A 17,573-nucleotide genomic window follows, 5' to 3' on the forward strand; every position below is an offset into this window, starting at 1 on the left:
CAGCATTTTTTTTACGATTTTTCATGATGGTACTTCCTTTTTAAGATTGATAGTTTTTGTTTCGGTTACTAAATTAACCTAGCAAAGTGCCTAGGTATTCAGCATTTTTTTTACGATTTTTCATGATGATACTTCCTTTTATAAATAGTTAAATACAGATATACAGACAAATCTGTATAGTTTTATATCCTTTAAAATTCTTGTTTTCAAGAAAAGAAATATAATGTTACATATTAATATATATAATTATGTTTTATTTTTAAATAAACCATTGTTCTAGCAGGTTTTAATTATTTTTTAAATTAAAGAGTATGTCTGAAACATAGTGAATAAATATTTTTCAATAAATACTTTAGATATTTTTAATAATAATCAAGAATATGAGATTATTCACAAAATCATGTTTTATGCTAACAAATTCACCATATACAGAGATTTATTAAGAAACAATTTAAATAAAAATTAATTATTAATAATCGATAATTAAAATAAATTTAAATAGTTAGTTCATTCAAAATTTTTCATTTCTCCATAACACCAAAGCCATAATCATAGGACCAAGTAGGCACTTCATCTCTATTGTAAGGTGTTAAAGATATACGGCAGCCTTGCTCATTAGCAATTTGGTACTCATAACAGTAATCTTTCATTTGTTGTAGCGTGAGTGCTAACCATGCTTGTGGTTTAGCAGGAATTTCGTCGAACTTCACTTGGTCCCACACCAGACCATATTTTGGATATTTTAAAGTTTTAGTCGCTTTTTCATCAAAACCATAAACTTGTTTTTTAACAATCAAGCTCTCAGCCCACTCAAACATATAGGTTTCTTGATAATTATGTTCTCGTAAAGACGTTATATTATAAATATTTTCTGTCATGATACTTGCATCTACATCCGACCGAGAAAATAACTGCTCCCCTTGATCATTAAAATAATTTTGGCAAAAACTTCCTATTTGTTGATCATCAAGTTTTGCAAATAAACAATTTACTTGATCAAAACGCAAACGGGCATTAATGACTAATTGAGATTGATGGTCCCACGGCAAAAGCTCGCTTAAATCTTGGGATGAATAAGTTGATGTTACAGATGAACCATATCCTTCATAGCCAGGGTATACAAATACAGGTCTGCGCTGTTTACTTTGTTGCTTAAGTTTTTCAATATCGCGTCGTTCACAATAACGATAATTCCACTGTGGAATCATAATATTGGGTTGCTGTACTTTTTCTAATCGATGACGATTAACACGACCCGCTGTTTGTACAATTGACTGCACATTTGATGCATCAATGATAGCCCAATCAAAATCATGATCTCGCCCGACTTCTTCCACAGGCGTTGCAATCACAATAAATGGAATATTTAAAGAATTAGATTTTTGAATGAGTTCAATAATTTCATCATCTTGTTCGATCTGCTCATTACCAGTTTTTCTTTTTTTACCATCTTTATGACGTGTTAAAAGCTGATCTAAACGTTGCTCTTTATAAAATCTTGAAATAAGCCAGTCATTCGCATGATAACAAGCTACTTTTACCTCAGGTAAATGATCTGATAAAAATTGGGCAAGTCGAATTGCATGTTTAATATTGGCAACCCGTATAAGCCCCAAAGAAATTTTCTTTTCAGTCTTTTTAAAATTCCATGCATGCTCTTGATGAAGTTGGTTAACTGCTTCTAATACTGACTGTTTCCATGATAAAACCGTAGTTTCAGGTAATGAAAGCAGTTGAGCCAGTCGATGAGTAGGCTTAGAGAGCAAGTGAACTTGTAAATTATCTAAATGCTTTTGGTAGTTTGTATTAAATTCTGATTTTTGATTTGTTCGTTCTAACCAGACTTGTGGTTTAAGTTCATTATCAATAATCGCAACGATTGATTTTTTCTCTGTACCATAAAGGGCTGCCCGCATCTGCATACCCGACTCAAAAGCCCGATGAATTGTTTTGGCAACTGTAAGTGATAAGGTTGCTGACGAACAAATAACGTTCCGACCATACAGCGCAGCTAACTGAACTAAGCGCAGCACTGCAATTAGTGCTTTAGATTCATAGCCATCAACTTCATCTAAAATTAAGTCGCTACTCATAATTCTGAGTAATGCCTTAACGTGATGTCCTTGTCGATGCGGTTCACCTGCTGCAATCAAATAATCAATGGTTGAAACTAATAATGGCGAAGCCAGAATGGTAGTTTCTTTTTGATCTAAAACTTTGCGTCCATTTTTTTCAGCCGTAAATAATGGATGTAACCATTCAGGTAAATCACAGTCCTCACCCCAAGCATCAAAAATAGGTTCTGGATGATTTTCATCTTCATCAACAAACTCAATTTTCTCTTTACTTTGATCGAATAAAGTCTGAGTAACAGTATCACCAATAATCACGGCGATTTCATCTTCCGATAGATTCATCGACGTTTTAAGTGCATGCCCAGTCTGCAAGGTTAAAGAACGCAAATTAAGCGCAATCGCCATTCTTGGGTCATCTGGTCGTAAAGTACACGCAGCTCGCAAATTCATGCGTGTTTTACCGCTTCCTGTCCCTGCAATATTGAATACCAATGCTGGTATTTCAGGGTGCTTCTGTATATTTTTTTGCAACGCATTTGCTGCGATATTTTGCCATTGGAAACGCGGGTGAGTTGTTGGCTGACAGATGTATTCAACTGTTTGCTCAGATAATCCTGATAAACTCAAATCAGTCATCATTTGAACTGCGATTCGTGAAGCCCGATCACCCACTTGGTGTAAATGCCATTCTAGTGGCTGATCTTGTAATTTTGCTTTCTTGTCTTGGCCGATATTTTTAAGCTTTGTATTTGCAAATAACGATACATTTTCAGGCTTTTGCAAAGAATATTGCTGGGCCGAGACAATATGATCGGCATGAATCAGAGCTGCTCGTGAATGCAATGCTAAGGCTTTCCAGTATAAAAGCTGGTCTGTTTTTTGTTTTGGTATTAATGCAGTTAAACGTTGCATACGTTTTTGATGGCTTTTAAAAATAGAGTCTGGCAAATCACCTGCACTGGTTATTTGCTCATGACTTGGAACCAATGTCCGGACATGATTTTCATAGTGAGGTAAGGCTAATGGATCATTTTTTAAAGCTTCTTCAACTCCTAATAAGCCATGATGCGTAACAACCAAATAATCGACTGCTTCTAATTCATTTTGGATTCCCTGTTCTATTTCTTGTCGATCACCTAAACTAAATTTATCTAAACCTTTACCTAAATTCCTCCATGCAAGCTGCCAGTCCCATCCATTTCTTCTGAGTTGTTGTAATAGTTTTAAAGACAGCCATTCATGTCTAATGTCATCTCTAATTTTTTGCCCTGCCATTTCTGGACTTAATTTGCTCTGAAAATGTTGTGAGGCCTTACCAATATCATGCATGTCTCCTGCCGCCCCAGCCAACAAGCTACTTACTTTGACCCATTCATCTAGCATCAGTAACTTTTGCTGTTTCCTAGTTGATGCAACTGGATATGCACCGTCGTTCGCAAATTTATGTTTTGCTCCCACAACCCATGCTAGCTTCATTCTTCGCACACCAAAATTAATGTAAGCGGCTACCGCAGTTTGTCGAGTGGCTACTTTTTTTAATGCGCTACGTATTTCTTTTAAACCTTCCATTGTCATTGGTGCTTGCCAAGACGAATGTCCTGTACGAATAGCATAGCTATCCAAGATTGCTCTTGTTTTCTTTAACGCTCTTTTTTCACAAGCCGAGATGAAAATGACATGCATAGTTTATTGTTAAATTTTAAATATAGTAAAAATATAATCTTTTGTTTTAAAAAGAGAAAGTTTTAATAAAAAGATATAATCTTAGAGCGACAGCTTATGTCGTTTTGAAAGTATATTTTAGCTTATTTGTACTTAACAAATAGTTGCAAGTAATTGTAGCTATTTCTGTATAATAGCCTTTGTTCACTACTGCGTAAGTAGTTGAGAAATTAATCTATAGATGCTGTTTCTTTTAATGAATTTTTGCCATTGCTTAAATGGATTTAGTCTGAATAATAAAAAAATTATGTTTGTATTATAAAATTCAACCCTTAATATATAGATGCTATTTCTTTAGAAAACTAAAAATTTCAGACTTGACATAATGATTTAATCCATTAATACTTAGATCAAGAAATAGGCATAAAAAAAGCAGATACTTAGCCGTCGAAAACTTCATATCTGCTCTTGTCCATTTCCACAGAGTTCAATTACTACGGAGGACTGTCTAAATGATAGCACAACATTTCAAATTTTTGTCTCATTCTGCTATACAGCGAGGCGTAGATCTACCTTCAATCATTACGATTTGTGAGGAGTAAAATCTATGTCTAAATTCATTATCAATCAAAATGTTCAAGTAAATGGCGATTATGAAGTTCACAACCTAACAACAGGTTGCTCATTCATGCCATATCCTCAAAATAGAGTAGATTTAGGTGAACATTTGAATTGCTTTAGCGCAGTTTTGGCAGCAAGAAGAAGATGGCCTAACGCTCGAATCAACGGATGTTATTACTGCTGTAATGCATGTCATACCAGCTAGAACTCTATTTAAAGCCGATATTTATGAATAATGTCGGCTTTACTTAAATTAATTACCAGTCACTTTAATGTTCAAAACACTTGGCGACAATTTATGACGCTAAGTGTTTCTTCAACACTTTCATTTTTCAAATAATATGTTAAAAATTGGCTAGATAACAAAAACGGGGAAGATAATGCCTGAACCACAAACTGATATTTTTATAAACGCTTTAGAAGAATCGGTACACTTTAGTTTAAAGACGATTAATTCCAATATTGAAAAAGGTGGGATTCGTTTAAGTAAACAACAAGCACTTGATTTACCTTATCTCAGTGCTCGAACTTTATTAAATGAAGACTTCCTTATTCCAACCGATTATCAGGCAAATGCAGGTAAAACGGCTTCTATTTTTAAAGTCGTAAAAGCTGCCATGATTGATAATGATATCAGTACAGAAGAAGCTGAGTTTCAACAACAAGTGGAACAGCTCAAGCCATCCATTTCATCTGTTTTTAATGAGCCGTATCAATCAGGTACAGAAAATATTGATATACGCATGCACCAGCTTTTAATTCCAAAAAATGGTGAATATGTTTCAGTTAGTCCACTTACTGCTGCTGGTGTAAATTATCTTGTGAACCAAGAAGTTGATAATGTAAATGAATTACGCAAAGAGAAAGACAGTGAGTTCAACCGCATTCAAACTGCTATTTTTGGCATAGGCGGAGCCAATCCGCAAAATGTCGGAAGCCTCGTTCGTTCAATGCAACGCCCTATTACAGTTGATGCTCCTCAAGCAAGTGAAAAAGTACGCCAAGCGTTAGCGATTTTCTATAACGGATTTACTATAAGACTATCTCGTAAGATAAAACTGCTTAATGGAACTAAACGAGCAAAAGACGCGATTAAAGAGTGGTCAGAAATTTTAAATCGCCAACTTATTATCACCGCGACGAATACCATTCAAAATTGGCATGACCTCGAGATTTTCGCTCCTTCTACTAATCGGGATGTTCGAGATCAGGAAATTATTTTCCTTAATATCCTTGCTAAAGATGTATTAAGACAAGCGACTTTCCAAAAAAATATTTTAGAAGAAGCTGAAGCAATTCTACCAAGTATGGAAGAGATTGAGCGCCCTTCATTTTGGGTTCATCCGAGCCTTTCGTTTGTTTTACAAGGTTTGATTGATCCAGAACTAAGAGATGATAACTGGAGAATAAAGTTCTCAGATTATCTGGCTAGAAAAATCACCAATGAAACCTTCGATATAGAAATAAATAATGAAACTGTATCAATTAGCCTAGATAGCAATTCAGAAGGTTATATCGCCCGCCGCTTACGGGAGATTGTTCGATGAGTCGTTATGTCGTTATTCCTCGTATGCGAGTACAAAATGCAAATATGCAAACCAATGGCTTCTTATTAGGTGGTGTACCTTTGTTTGCAGCCAATATGTTTGCACATCATTTAGCAAGGCAATTAGGCACTCAAGAAGAAGGCATTATTTATATTCATCATGACCAACAGCGTTTAGGTGGGCAAGCCTATGGGCGCTTTACGCCTGCTCAACGTCGTGGTGCCGTGTTTATTGGTAAAAAGGACTATTCTTCTAAAAATAAATATGCGTTGTCTTTACAACCAACCGCATCTTGTCATTTAGAGTTTAGCCTTGTTATCAAATTTTCTAGCTCTCGCATTAGTCCAGAAAAACTAACAAATATACTGAAACGTAGTCGTTTTGCTGGCGGACAAATTATCGAGTTTTTAGAAATTACGACACATGCTGAAAATGAATTAGAAACAGCTTTAAAGAAAATCAAAACTGGGTTTGCCATTTTAGATCGACAAGATTTGCTTATTGAGTATCAGCAACGTAAACAAATTAATCGAGTTCAGGCATTTACCCAACTGTTGGCATTAAAAGCAGATGCGCTTAGAACTTTCTTTAATGACCAAAATTTAAGTTGGATATCGGCAACTAATTTGGGTTATGCCCTACTTGAGCCACTCACAGACCAACGAGCAGGTATTCGTCAAGCCCAAGATCAGGAAACGACAGCACATGCCTATGCAGAACCACTTACCGGCATTGTTCAGTATTTTTCTTTAGGCGAGATTCTAAGGAAAAATACTGAGGCTGAGGATGACACTTGGCATAACTTGCAAAAATTATTGTGGACCTACCACTGGCCGCAAGATGATATTTTTCTTTTAAAACAAAATTGCATCAATGCATAACTCACTTTTAAACATAAGGAATTTTTCACATGACAATTTTTAAGAAATTACCAGGTAGCCTTTCTTTACAACGTGGCACAGTGGTGAGTGACGGGGCTTTTTTTAATTTATTTGAAGATGGTAAACAAGAGCCTTTACACGTGATGTATCACGGTATTCGAGGGACTCAAAACGTAGCAGGTAACAAAGAAAAAGGGGCAGCAACAGGTAATTCACTTGCTCGCGAAGTCACCAATATTCAGCTTACCGAATCTGCAAAATTACAACCTAAAGCGAAACTTTTGGTGAAATGGGATTTCCGTTTTATTGACTTGAGCTATGTGCTGTTTGCAAGTGCGTCTAAAGCTGGTGCTGACAAAACCGAAGAGTATAATTTCCGCCAAGCTTTCTTAAATTTTGTAAATCGCGCTAAAGAAAGCGATGGACTAAAAGAAGTTGTACGTCGTTATGTACGTAATATCGTGAATGGCCGCTGGTTATGGCGTAACCGTATTGTCGCTGAAAGTATTACCATTCAAGTGACTGCTCAAGACTACCCTGAAACATTTAGCTTTGATGCTCTTTTTTATAACCTTAAAAGTTTTGATCAACCATCTGAACAAGAACAAAAACTAGCAGACATTTTGTTAAAAGGAATTACTGGTGAATCAACAAGTGCTGCATTGCATATTGAAGCTATTGTTGACTTCGGAATGGGCGGTGTAGAAGTTTTCCCATCTCAGAATTACTTAGAAGATAAACCAAAAGGTTTCTCTCGATCTCTATATCAATTAACACCGAAAAAACCAGACCACAAAGCAAATGACAACCAATATCTGGGGCAAGCTGCTTTACGTGACCAAAAAATCGGAAATGCTCTAAGAACAATTGATACTTGGTATCCATTGTTTAAAGAAAACGATGAAAAGCCTATTGCAGTAGAGCCTAATGGTGCAAACCTAGAAGGTCAGATTTTCTATCGCGTAGGTAAAGATAAAGTTTCTGCATTCGATATTTTAAAAGAAATTGATGAACTGGATGTAAACAGCGACAAAGGCATGTTCCTGATTGCGTGTTTAATTCGTGGTGGCGTGTACTCCGAGGGTGAATAATCATGGATGCCAATTACTATCTGGATATCCGTGTTATTGAATCATCAGATGATACGGATTTAAAACTTGGCCATATTCGTAATCAAATTTACACCGTCATTCATGGTGCATTTCGGAAACTACCTACGCATTACGCTCTTGCGTTGGAGATATCCGATAAATTGAAAGCGAAGCAGGAACTGTTTGAAAAAAAACATGGTCGTTCAGCTAAACCCAACTTTGATATTTTGCGAATTTTTGCAGAAAAACAGGATGAGTTAGATGAATTAATCGAGGCAATTAAAGGACACTGGAAAATTCGCGACTATACCGTTTTAGGGGTCGCAATTCCTGTTCCTGCTGCCAAAATTTCTGGTTGGAAAAGTTATCGAAAGTTTCGTATTCCAACTCAGAAAGCTGAACGCACAAAGCTTTCTCATCAAAATGAACCTTTAAGAGATAGACGCTTAAAAACTGCCAAAGGAATGCCCTTCTTTCAGGTGGTCAGCAGTACAGGTCATGGTTTTACAGTCATTATTGATGTTCAGGAGAGTAAAAACGCGGGATACGGGCTGCCAGATAGCTATGGGCTTGCCCGTAAGGAAAGTCCTTTTGCCCTACCTGTCTTTTAAGGAAATATAATATGAGTCAACTCCGTCAAGAACGCAGCCGTCCACTTATGCTTTCAAAGCGTGCCTGCGTATTTTATCTAGAAAGAGTTCGTGTCGTTTTAAAAGATGATCGAATTGTTTACTTGACGGAGAACTCACAACCTGTGGAATATTTTTATAATATTCCCGCGAAAAACACAGCCTTTTTACTCCTTGGCAAAGGAAGTTCATTAACAGATGCGGCTGCCAGACGTTTAGCGGAATCTAATGTCATGGTTGGGTTTTGCGGTTCTGGCGGTTCCCCTTTATTTTCATCATTAGACTTAACATTTTTAGCGCCCCAGAGTGAATATCGCCCCACTGAATATATGCAAATTTGGATGAGAGCATGGTTAGAAGATGACGCACGCTTACTCATGGCAAAAATATTATTACTTGAACGTATTGTCCTCGTATCACAATCATGGAAAAAGAATTTTGATTTGATTCAATCTGGTATTTATATTGATGAAAATGCTTTAAACACGTTCAAACAAGATATTGATCGCTCCGAAAATCAACAAGAATTACTTGCAGCCGAAGGACGTTGGGCCAAAACATTATACAAGCAACTTGCTAAAGGCTTTGGAGTTGAGTTTATTCGTGATGAAGGAAAAAACTCTCACGACACTATTGCTGATATAGCCAACAGCTACCTCGATCATGGAAATTATATTGCCTATGGCTATGCAGCAGTTGCTTTAAATGGAATGGGAATTAGCTTTGCCCTCCCTATTTTGCACGGTAAAACACGTCGTGGAGGTCTAGTCTTTGACCTAGCTGATCTAGTTAAAGATGCTTTTGTGATGCCACTCGCCTTTACATGTGCAGCAAAAGGATTAAATCAAAAAGAATTCCGAATGCAGCTTATTGAAACATGCCAAGACCAAGATATTTTAGATTACATGTTTAGCTTCATTACTGACATATGTAGTAAAATCAAATAAAATCATATATTTAACCCAAGTACCTCATAGCGAAGTATTTTCACTCATTAAAAACTTATATAATTGATTTTAAGAGTTTTGTTTGAACTTAACTCTAGTTACTCATCGCCCAGATGATTTAGAAATTGTTAAAAAGATCGCTAATGAGGTTGTAGACGTTACTCATCGCCCAGATGATTTAGAAATCCGCCTCCTCGTTCCTCGTCGTTGTCGTCGTGTTACTCATCGCCCAGATGATTTAGAAAGCAAGCGACAATGCAAGTTTGGGCATTCGTAAGTTACTCATCGCCCAGATGATTTAGAAAAGCACTCGGAGAAGCTTCAGCAATAGCAATTTGTTACTCATCGCCCAGATGATTTAGAAAAATAAAAAAGGCGGATGCGGTGCGTACGGTCGGTTACTCATCGCCCAGATGATTTAGAAAATTCAGGATGGTTCCAGAAACCGTATTGATTAGTTACTCATCGCCCAGATGATTTAGAAAAATACCAAGAGATGTAAACGCTATTAGAACTAGTTACTCATCGCCCAGATGATTTAGAAAAAAGTAAAAGCTTGGAGCCAGTCAATGAAATTGTTACTCATCGCCCAGATGATTTAGAAATTGTGAAGCAGACATTACATTTGAAATGGTGAGTTACTCATCGCCCAGATGATTTAGAAACCACTCCACCATCGTCATTTCAATATGGAAAAGTTACTCATCGCCCAGATGATTTAGAAACAGATCCCGCCGACTCCAGCCCTCACACCTGAGTTACTCATCGCCCAAATGATTTAGAAAAGAAACACGACTTTGAAATATGTAAGATCTATGTTACTCATCGCCCAGATGATTTAGAAAATTCACGTGAACATGCAAAGTCTGTTGCTGATGTTACTCATCGCCCAGATGATTTAGAAATTCAAGATGTTTACCCGGCAGATGATGAACCGGTTACTCATCGCCCAGATGATTTAGAAAACAGCTTTATTCGCAGCTTTGAGACCTGCATCGTTCGTCATCGCACAGATGATTTAGAAAAACAGTACAAATATTTCAGCGTTGCAGGAAGCGTTGCTCATCATGTAGATGATTTAGAAAATGAACCTTTTGCTCATTTCAGTATAGACACTATTCGTCATCGCACAGGTGATTTAGAAAAAACTAGAAACCAATATTTATTTATGTCTGATTTTCGTCATCACATAGATGATTTAGAAATTTAAATCAACAGCAACTTTTGCAACATTCCCGTTGCTCATCGCGTAGATGATTTAGAAAATTTCACCGCCGCTTGTCTGCATGAAGTCACCATTGCTCATCGCCCAGATGATTTAGAAAATAAAATATTTGTTCCGTAGAGCGCTTCTTTCGTTCGTCATCGCCCAGATGATTTAGAAATGCTCAAGATTATGTTGATCGAACTCTCGACAGTTGCTCATCGCCCAGATGATTTAGAAATTACGGCGTTTTATCTTGTTCCATTTCTTCTCGTTTCTCATCGCCCAGATGATTTAGAAACTTCATTAAAGAAGTTCATATTTTTTAATTTTGTTTCTCATCGCACAGATGATTTAGAAACTACTCCTTGATTACAAAATCCCTTAAATCGTGTTGCTCATCGCCCAGATGATTTAGAAAATGTCGGTTTTCAGCAACTTTTAAAGCCTAATGTTACTCATCGCCCAGATGATTTAGAAAATCCCCGTTTGCATTGTGTCATACAGCCGTGAGTTGCTCATCGCTCAGATGATTTAGAAATCATAAAAGAAACGGCCATTTTCTGAATAAGTGTTGCTCATCGCTCAGATGATTTAGAAACAAAAGCGTTCACGGTCTTGTTGTCTTTCTGCATTCATCATCGCTCAGATGATTTAGAAAATTTCACCACCGCCTGTCTGCATAAAGTCACCTTTGCTCATCGCTCAGATGGTTTAGAAAGGTGTTTGTGTGACACATACAGAAGTTGCCGCGTTCATTATCGCCTAGATGATTTAGAAAATTAATTGATGCGTTCTGGCGCGCAATGATAGGTTTCTCATCGCCTAGATGATTTAGAAATATGTATTGGTTACGATAGGCAGTACGAACTTGTTCGTCATCGTCCAGATGATTTAGAAATTGTGCTTAGATCCTTAAAAATGGCCTTTGATGTTGCTCATCGCATAGATGATTTAGAAAGCGATATGTTTAGCAAAATGCCTGATTGGATGGTTCGTCATCGCCCAGATGATTTAGAAACCAACCACACTTTGATACTCAACGCTAATCTCGTTCGTCATCGCCCAGATGATTTAGAAACTAATAAGCCAGTCATTGCTGTGGCTTGTTCAGTTCGTCATCGCCCAGATGATTTAGAAACTACACTCCTGAGCGTTTTGCAGCAGCCATCTGTTCGTCATCGCCCAGATGATTTAGAAACATGCAAATACGATAATTTCAACTTCTTCAGCGTTCGTCATCGCCCAGATGATTTAGAAAAATTCCATGAATCGTGCTTTAAGTTCTGCGGTGTTCGTCATCGCCCAGATGATTTAGAAAAACTAACAATTTGTTGCTATTGGGATCATTCGGTTCGTCATCGCCCAGATGATTTAGAAAACCATCAAGCAGCCAAGTACCTTCTTTGGGAAGTTCGTCATCGCCCAGATGATTTAGAAAGTGAAGATGGTAAAAAATACCTTTCTGATAACGTTGCTCATCGCCCAGATGATTTAGAAACACAAGCTTTAAATATGATTGATGCGTATGGTGTCGCTCATCGCCCAGATGATTTAGAAATTCGTCAAGGGCTTTGGCGCGGCGTCTTAATAGTTCGTCATCGCGTAGATGATTTAGAAAAATAAAAAACTAGAAGAGCAAGCTGCTGTTGCGTTGCTCATCGCCCAGATGATTTAGAAAAACCATTTTGTTTTGTTGAACGTGAGCTTTGAGTTTCTCATCGCCCAGATGATTTAGAAAGTGAGGATGCCAAAACTCATAAAGCACATTGTGTTCGTCATCGCCCAGATGATTTAGAAAATGACGATAGAAAACTGCCGCTGCATTTCACGGTTGCTCATCGCCCAGATGATTTAGAAAAGCAAGGCGATAAGTTGAGGTGATGCTTGTCTGTTGATCATCGCGTAGATGATTTAGAAAAGAAGATATATACGAAACTGGCGAAGCCTTAGGTTTCTCATCGCATAGATGATTTAGAAATTTAGCGATCCAGTAGTGATTAACACTCGGTGGTTACTCATCGCATAGATGATTTAGAAAACGTTAGCTATCGATATAGACCGAGAAAGCAAGTTACTCATCGCGTAGATGATTTAGAAAAGTCTATGCAGTGCCATTCTTTCCTGAAAATGGTTGCTCATCGCCCAGATGATTTAGAAAAGTACGGGCAATATCAAACTTCGTGGTGGACAGTTATTCATCGCCTAGATGATTTAGAAACCTACGGGCAACATCCCTAACACACCCACCTCATACGTCATCGCACAGATGATTTAGAGAAAAGTTGGTTGAACCATATTCTGATGGGGTAAGTTCATCATCGTTCAGATGATTTAGAAATATCTTTCATTAACTTTGCATAAGCATTTAAAGTTGCTCATCGCATAGATGATTTAGAAACTGATCAAGTGCAATTTCATCCTAATGTAATTGTTCGTCATCGCTAGATGATTTATAAAATCTTAATGCCAATAGCTTTAGCTTCCGCGCTGTTCGTCATCGCATAGATGATTTAGAAATACATACTTGCTGTCACCTTTTAGTACTTCAGGTTGCTCATCGCATAGATGATTTAGAAATCCTTTTCTCAGGTTGCACAGCTCATACTGTTGTTGCTCATCGCGTAGATGATTTAGAAAAAAGTCATCAAATGTAGTAATTAAATGTGAACATTGCTCATCGCCCAGATGATTTAGAAAATTCAGTTTTTTGCACAAACAATTGGTATGCAGTTGCTCATCGCCCAGATGATTTAGAAAGTTATGAAATGCCTGAGTTACAGGAACATCACGTTGCTCATCGCACAGATGATTTAGAAAAATCCTTTTGACTGCTGATATGTACGAGGTACGTTGCTCATCGCATAGATGATTTAGAGAAAAGTTGGTTGAACCATATTCTGATGAGGTAAGTTCGTCATCGTTCAGATGATTTAGAAGAAAAACACAGCAAATTTGCGCAATGGTTATTTGTTACTCATCGCATAGATGATTTAGAAATCTATTGCTGTTCCTGGTAGTAGAATATCTGTGTTGCTCATCGCCCAGATGATTTAGAAATCTTTAGTGGTCGGATCGATGACACGCATATAGTTGCTCATCGTGTAGATGATTTAGAAACAAATGACATCTAGAACATCTAACAGATCTTCGTTTCTCATCGCCCAGATGATTTAGAAATGGACAATCTGAGCCTTCACCGCTTCCAACCCGTTGCTCATCGCGTAGATGATTTAGAAAAGTACATGCAACGACAACAATCGTTAAGCAAAGTTGCTCATCGCTCAGATGATTTAGAAAATGCATCGGAATCACCAAATACATGTGTCTGAGTTCGTCATCGCCCAGATGATTTAGCAAATGCTCGGATCTAATCCTATTCCGCTCATAAGATTATTCATCGCGTAGATGATTTAGAAATTTGATATTTTCAGAATATTAATTAGTGGGATGTTGTTCATCGCCTAGATGATTTAGAAATGCATGAACATTATCAAGGACTTCCATTAACAATTGATAAGCCTTTGTTCAGTTGCTCATTGCCCAGATGATTTAGAAATCAATCAGTAACGTCTTTTTTGGTGTGACATCGTTGCTCATCGTGTAGATGATTTAGAAAAGCTAATTTAATGCAGCCATGTGAGCGATTTAGTTACTCATCGCATAGATGATTTAGAAATAACGGGGTTAGAGCCAAAATCTGGCCATACTTTTGCTCATCGCCCAGATGATTTAGAAAAATGAGGTTGTGTTGCTACTGACACCTGAAGGGTTCGTCATCGCCCAGATGATTTAGAAATATCTGCAATGGAAGGTACTTCTTCTGCCAGCGTTGCTCATCGCCCAGATGATTTAGAAAACGTCTTCTAATGGTGGACTCTAGTCCAATATATTGGTCATCGCTCAGATGATTTAGAAATGCCGTGGCGGTCCCCCTTCTGTTTCTTGTTCGTTTCTCATCGCATAGATGATTTAGAAATCGCAATAAAAAACCACTCGAGAGTGGCTTAAATTATTCATCGCACAGATGATTTAGAAACACAAGACATGGGCGCTTAGCTCTTTGTGGTAGTTGCTCATCGCACAGATGACTTAGAAAATATTGCGCAAAGTTCCATTTATACGCGCTTCGTTCGTCATCGCTCAAAAGATTTAATAATTTGAATCTTAAAAAGAAAAAACCCCGAAACTTACGTTTCAGGGTTTTTCACGAATTTTGGTGGAGATGGCGGGAGTTGAACCCGCGTCCGCCAGCATTACGCTCGAGAATACTACATGCTTAGATATCGTCTATTGTTTTAACACCTTGTGACCCGACGAACAGGGTACAAGTTGCGATCCTCTAAGTTTGGTATAAAGCCCCGAGGCTTGACTCTATACGGACTTGTGTGCGTGCGCTACGGTCGGGTTCCTAAACCACAAGTATTCTAGGAAGCGGACAAACTGCCCTTAGGCAGCTAGAGCGTAAGTTTCGTCGTTTGCGACTAAAATATGCAAATTTGATTTACGAGAGAAAATGCGCTCTCGGCATGCATCTATGAGTTTCATCACCAGCGTCGAAGCCAATAACATCCCCATGAATGTATGAGCATCATAGCATAACTAAAATAAAATACTGTGCATTTTATCAACAGTCCGCTACTGATGAACATATTTACATAATGGAGAGCCTTTTGTTTTTTTCAAGGGCCCCATAAAAAAGCTGCCAAAAAAGACAGCTTTTTTTAAAGTGTGGTCTATAAAGCACCATTGCCTAACACGATACCTTCACGGCGTGGGTCTACCCCACCTGCATATTTGCTTTGATTATTAATATTTACTTTCATAATCGTTGAAATACCGCTGGTTTGCGCAGTGTTGGCAACGCCATGCCCTTTTGCTTTTAAGCCTTCAATCAAATCAAGCAAAGAAAGCTGCACATTCGAGCTATCTACATTGGTGTTTTTGCTATTGGTCGCACCAAAGTTTACAAGCGATGTGGCCTGCTGTGCGTTTAAGTTCCAGTCCAGCGCACCCACCAAAGTTTTAACCACATATTGAATGATGGTGCCGCCACCTGGTGAACCTGTTGCCATATAAAACTCATCTGGCGTGGTGCCTTTAAAGACTAAAGTTGGCGCCATGGTACTCCGTGGGCGTTTGCCACCTTCCACACGGTTAGCAACCAGTCCCCCAGTGCTATCAAGCGGGTTGGCGCTAAAGTCAGTTAACTGGTTCGACAGCAAGAAACCATCGACCATGTGGAATGAACCCATGCTCGATTCAACAGTCGAAGTCATTGAAACCACATTGCCATAGGCATCTACAATTGTGAACTGAGTTGTCCCGTGTTCAACAGTGGTGTCTACACCCGAAGCTGGGTTGAAATTACCCGCTGGCGCAACGCCCATACTCTGGTTCGGGTTAATCAGTGCTGCACGTTGCTTTAAGTAGTTTTTATCAATAAAGCTTGGAATACCCTGTGCTGGTAAAGCAACAAAGTCAGTGTCTGCCACATATTTGTCACGGTCGGCATAAGCCAAACGCTCTGCCTCAGCCACTAAATGCACACCCATCACATCTGGCACACCACCTTCATTTTCTGGTTTTTTAGGTGGATAAAGCGACATATCAAAGTTTTCTAAAATACCCAGCGTTTGCGCAACCGCAATCCCTCCCGAAGATGGAGGCGGCATGGTACACACATAGTAACGGTCACGATACGTCGTACAAATCGGGTCGCGTTTTTTGACCTGATAGCTCGATAAATCCTGCAAGGTCATCAAACTTGGGGTAATTGGAGTTCGTGCTGGGTCATCCCCTAACGTCTGGCCTGCTTTTGCCACAATCGCTTGGGCGATCGGGCCAGTGTGCAGCGCATTTGCCCCTTGTGAAGCAAGTGCTTCTAGGGTTTTTGCATAGGCTTTATTGGTCATGGTCTCACCCACTTTACGTGGTGAACCATCTGTGTAGAAATAGGTTGCCATTGCATTTGCATCGAGCGCTAAATTGTTTGCATTACTTGCAATTGCATCTGCCAAACGGCCCGGAATGCGGAAACCGTTGTCAGTCAAACCAATCGCTTCACCAAAAAGCTGGTTCCACTTAAGCTTGCCATGTTCTTGTTGCGCTTGTTCAAGCAAACGCATCACACCCGGCACACCAATCGAGCGACCACTACGGCGGGCACTTGGTACAGGCGCTGGTGAATTTGGGTCATATATATCTTGGCGAATTAAATAATATTCGTTAGCTGCGGCTGGTGCTGTTTCACGACCATCATACGCCGTGACTTTTTTGGTTTTGGCGTCGTAATACATCATAAAGCCACTACCCGCAATCGTGCTCGACTGTGGCTCGACCAGACCCAACACCGCTTGTACCGCAACGGCTGCATCGACTGCGCTACCGCCTGCTCTTAAAACATCACAGCCCGCTTTTACCGCGAGTGGTGTGTTTGCCACCACCATATATTTATCTGCGTATTTAACCGTGTTACCGAGTCTATAACCCGATGCACCCTCAGGCGCTGCTGGGTCACCATTTTGATTTGAACCGACCACCACGCTTGAACCGTCTTGTGCCAGTTTGCTACAACTGGTGGGGTCATTATCAACAATTAAATTGGGCGGGGCTGTATTTGAATCATCCTTGGGCTGATCTGACGAGGAGTCATCTCCACATCCTTGTAATAAACCGACTGCTAATAAACTACTGAACAAAAATGAATATCTTTTATTCACGTGATAACTCCAATATATACGCCTGCCTATCCATGCAATTGCCATGCAAGCTTCTTTGTTTTCAGGTATTAAGTTTTTTTAATCTTTGATAAAAATAAGGTTTTATAATATTGAATGTTTAAGGGCATTTTATCCTGTGCCCTGTCTTGTGCCTCCTTGCTTGATATCACACTCTTTTATAACTGATTTGCCCG

The 17,573-nt window shown here is 38.7% G+C and carries 7 protein-coding genes, 1 other RNA gene and 1 CRISPR repeat array; of the genes, 5 read left to right on the forward strand and 3 right to left on the reverse strand.

Annotated features, from left to right (window positions below):
- Positions 1–521: 521 nt before the first annotated feature.
- Positions 522–3,758 (reverse strand): type I-F CRISPR-associated helicase Cas3f, encoded by a 3,237-nt coding sequence (cas3f, locus tag F936_RS14840; RefSeq protein ID WP_005048546.1) that lies wholly within the window; start codon positions 3,756–3,758, stop codon positions 522–524.
- Between the two features lie 980 nt (positions 3,759–4,738).
- On the opposite strand from cas3f, the gene F936_RS14845 reads away from it, so the two are divergent.
- The 5 genes from F936_RS14845 to cas1f are packed head-to-tail and all read left to right on the forward strand — an operon-like array spanning position 4,739 to position 9,453.
- Positions 4,739–5,905 (forward strand): hypothetical protein, encoded by a 1,167-nt coding sequence (locus F936_RS14845; protein ID WP_005048552.1) that lies wholly within the window; start codon positions 4,739–4,741, stop codon positions 5,903–5,905.
- Entirely contained in the window at positions 5,902–6,786 is an 885-nt protein-coding gene (gene csy2, locus F936_RS14850; RefSeq protein ID WP_005048554.1) for a type I-F CRISPR-associated protein Csy2, read from the forward strand. The genes F936_RS14845 and csy2 overlap by 4 nt, the downstream gene beginning before the upstream one ends.
- Before the next feature lie 29 nt (positions 6,787–6,815).
- Positions 6,816–7,877 carry a type I-F CRISPR-associated protein Csy3 gene (csy3, locus tag F936_RS14855; protein WP_005048557.1) on the forward strand — a complete coding sequence of 354 codons (1,062 nt, stop codon included), beginning with the start codon at positions 6,816–6,818 and terminating at the stop codon, positions 7,875–7,877.
- Positions 7,878–7,879: 2 nt separating this feature from the next.
- Positions 7,880–8,488 carry a type I-F CRISPR-associated endoribonuclease Cas6/Csy4 gene (locus tag F936_RS14860; protein WP_005048559.1) on the forward strand — a complete coding sequence of 203 codons (609 nt, stop codon included), beginning with the start codon at positions 7,880–7,882 and terminating at the stop codon, positions 8,486–8,488.
- 11 nt (positions 8,489–8,499) lie between these two features.
- A complete protein-coding gene (gene cas1f, locus F936_RS14865) occupies positions 8,500–9,453 on the forward strand; it encodes a type I-F CRISPR-associated endonuclease Cas1f (protein WP_005048561.1) in 954 nt (317 codons plus the stop codon).
- A 102-nt stretch (positions 9,454–9,555) separates the two neighbouring features.
- Positions 9,556–13,059: direct repeats of the CRISPR family, unit length 23 nt; unit sequence TCATCGCCCAGATGATTTAGAAA.
- 1,815 nt (positions 13,060–14,874) lie between these two features.
- Here the strand turns inward: cas1f and ssrA are convergent.
- Both ssrA and ggt read right to left on the reverse strand, forming a co-directional pair.
- Positions 14,875–15,233, reverse strand: a transfer-messenger RNA (tmRNA) gene (gene ssrA, locus F936_RS19030).
- Positions 15,234–15,393: 160 nt separating this feature from the next.
- Positions 15,394–17,379 (reverse strand): gamma-glutamyltransferase, encoded by a 1,986-nt coding sequence (gene ggt / locus F936_RS14870; protein ID WP_005048567.1) that lies wholly within the window; start codon positions 17,377–17,379, stop codon positions 15,394–15,396.
- Positions 17,380–17,573 lie beyond the last annotated feature (194 nt).

It is taken from the genome of Acinetobacter calcoaceticus DSM 30006 = CIP 81.8, from assembly GCF_000368965.1.
GTDB classification, from domain to species: Bacteria; Pseudomonadota; Gammaproteobacteria; order Pseudomonadales; family Moraxellaceae; genus Acinetobacter; species Acinetobacter calcoaceticus.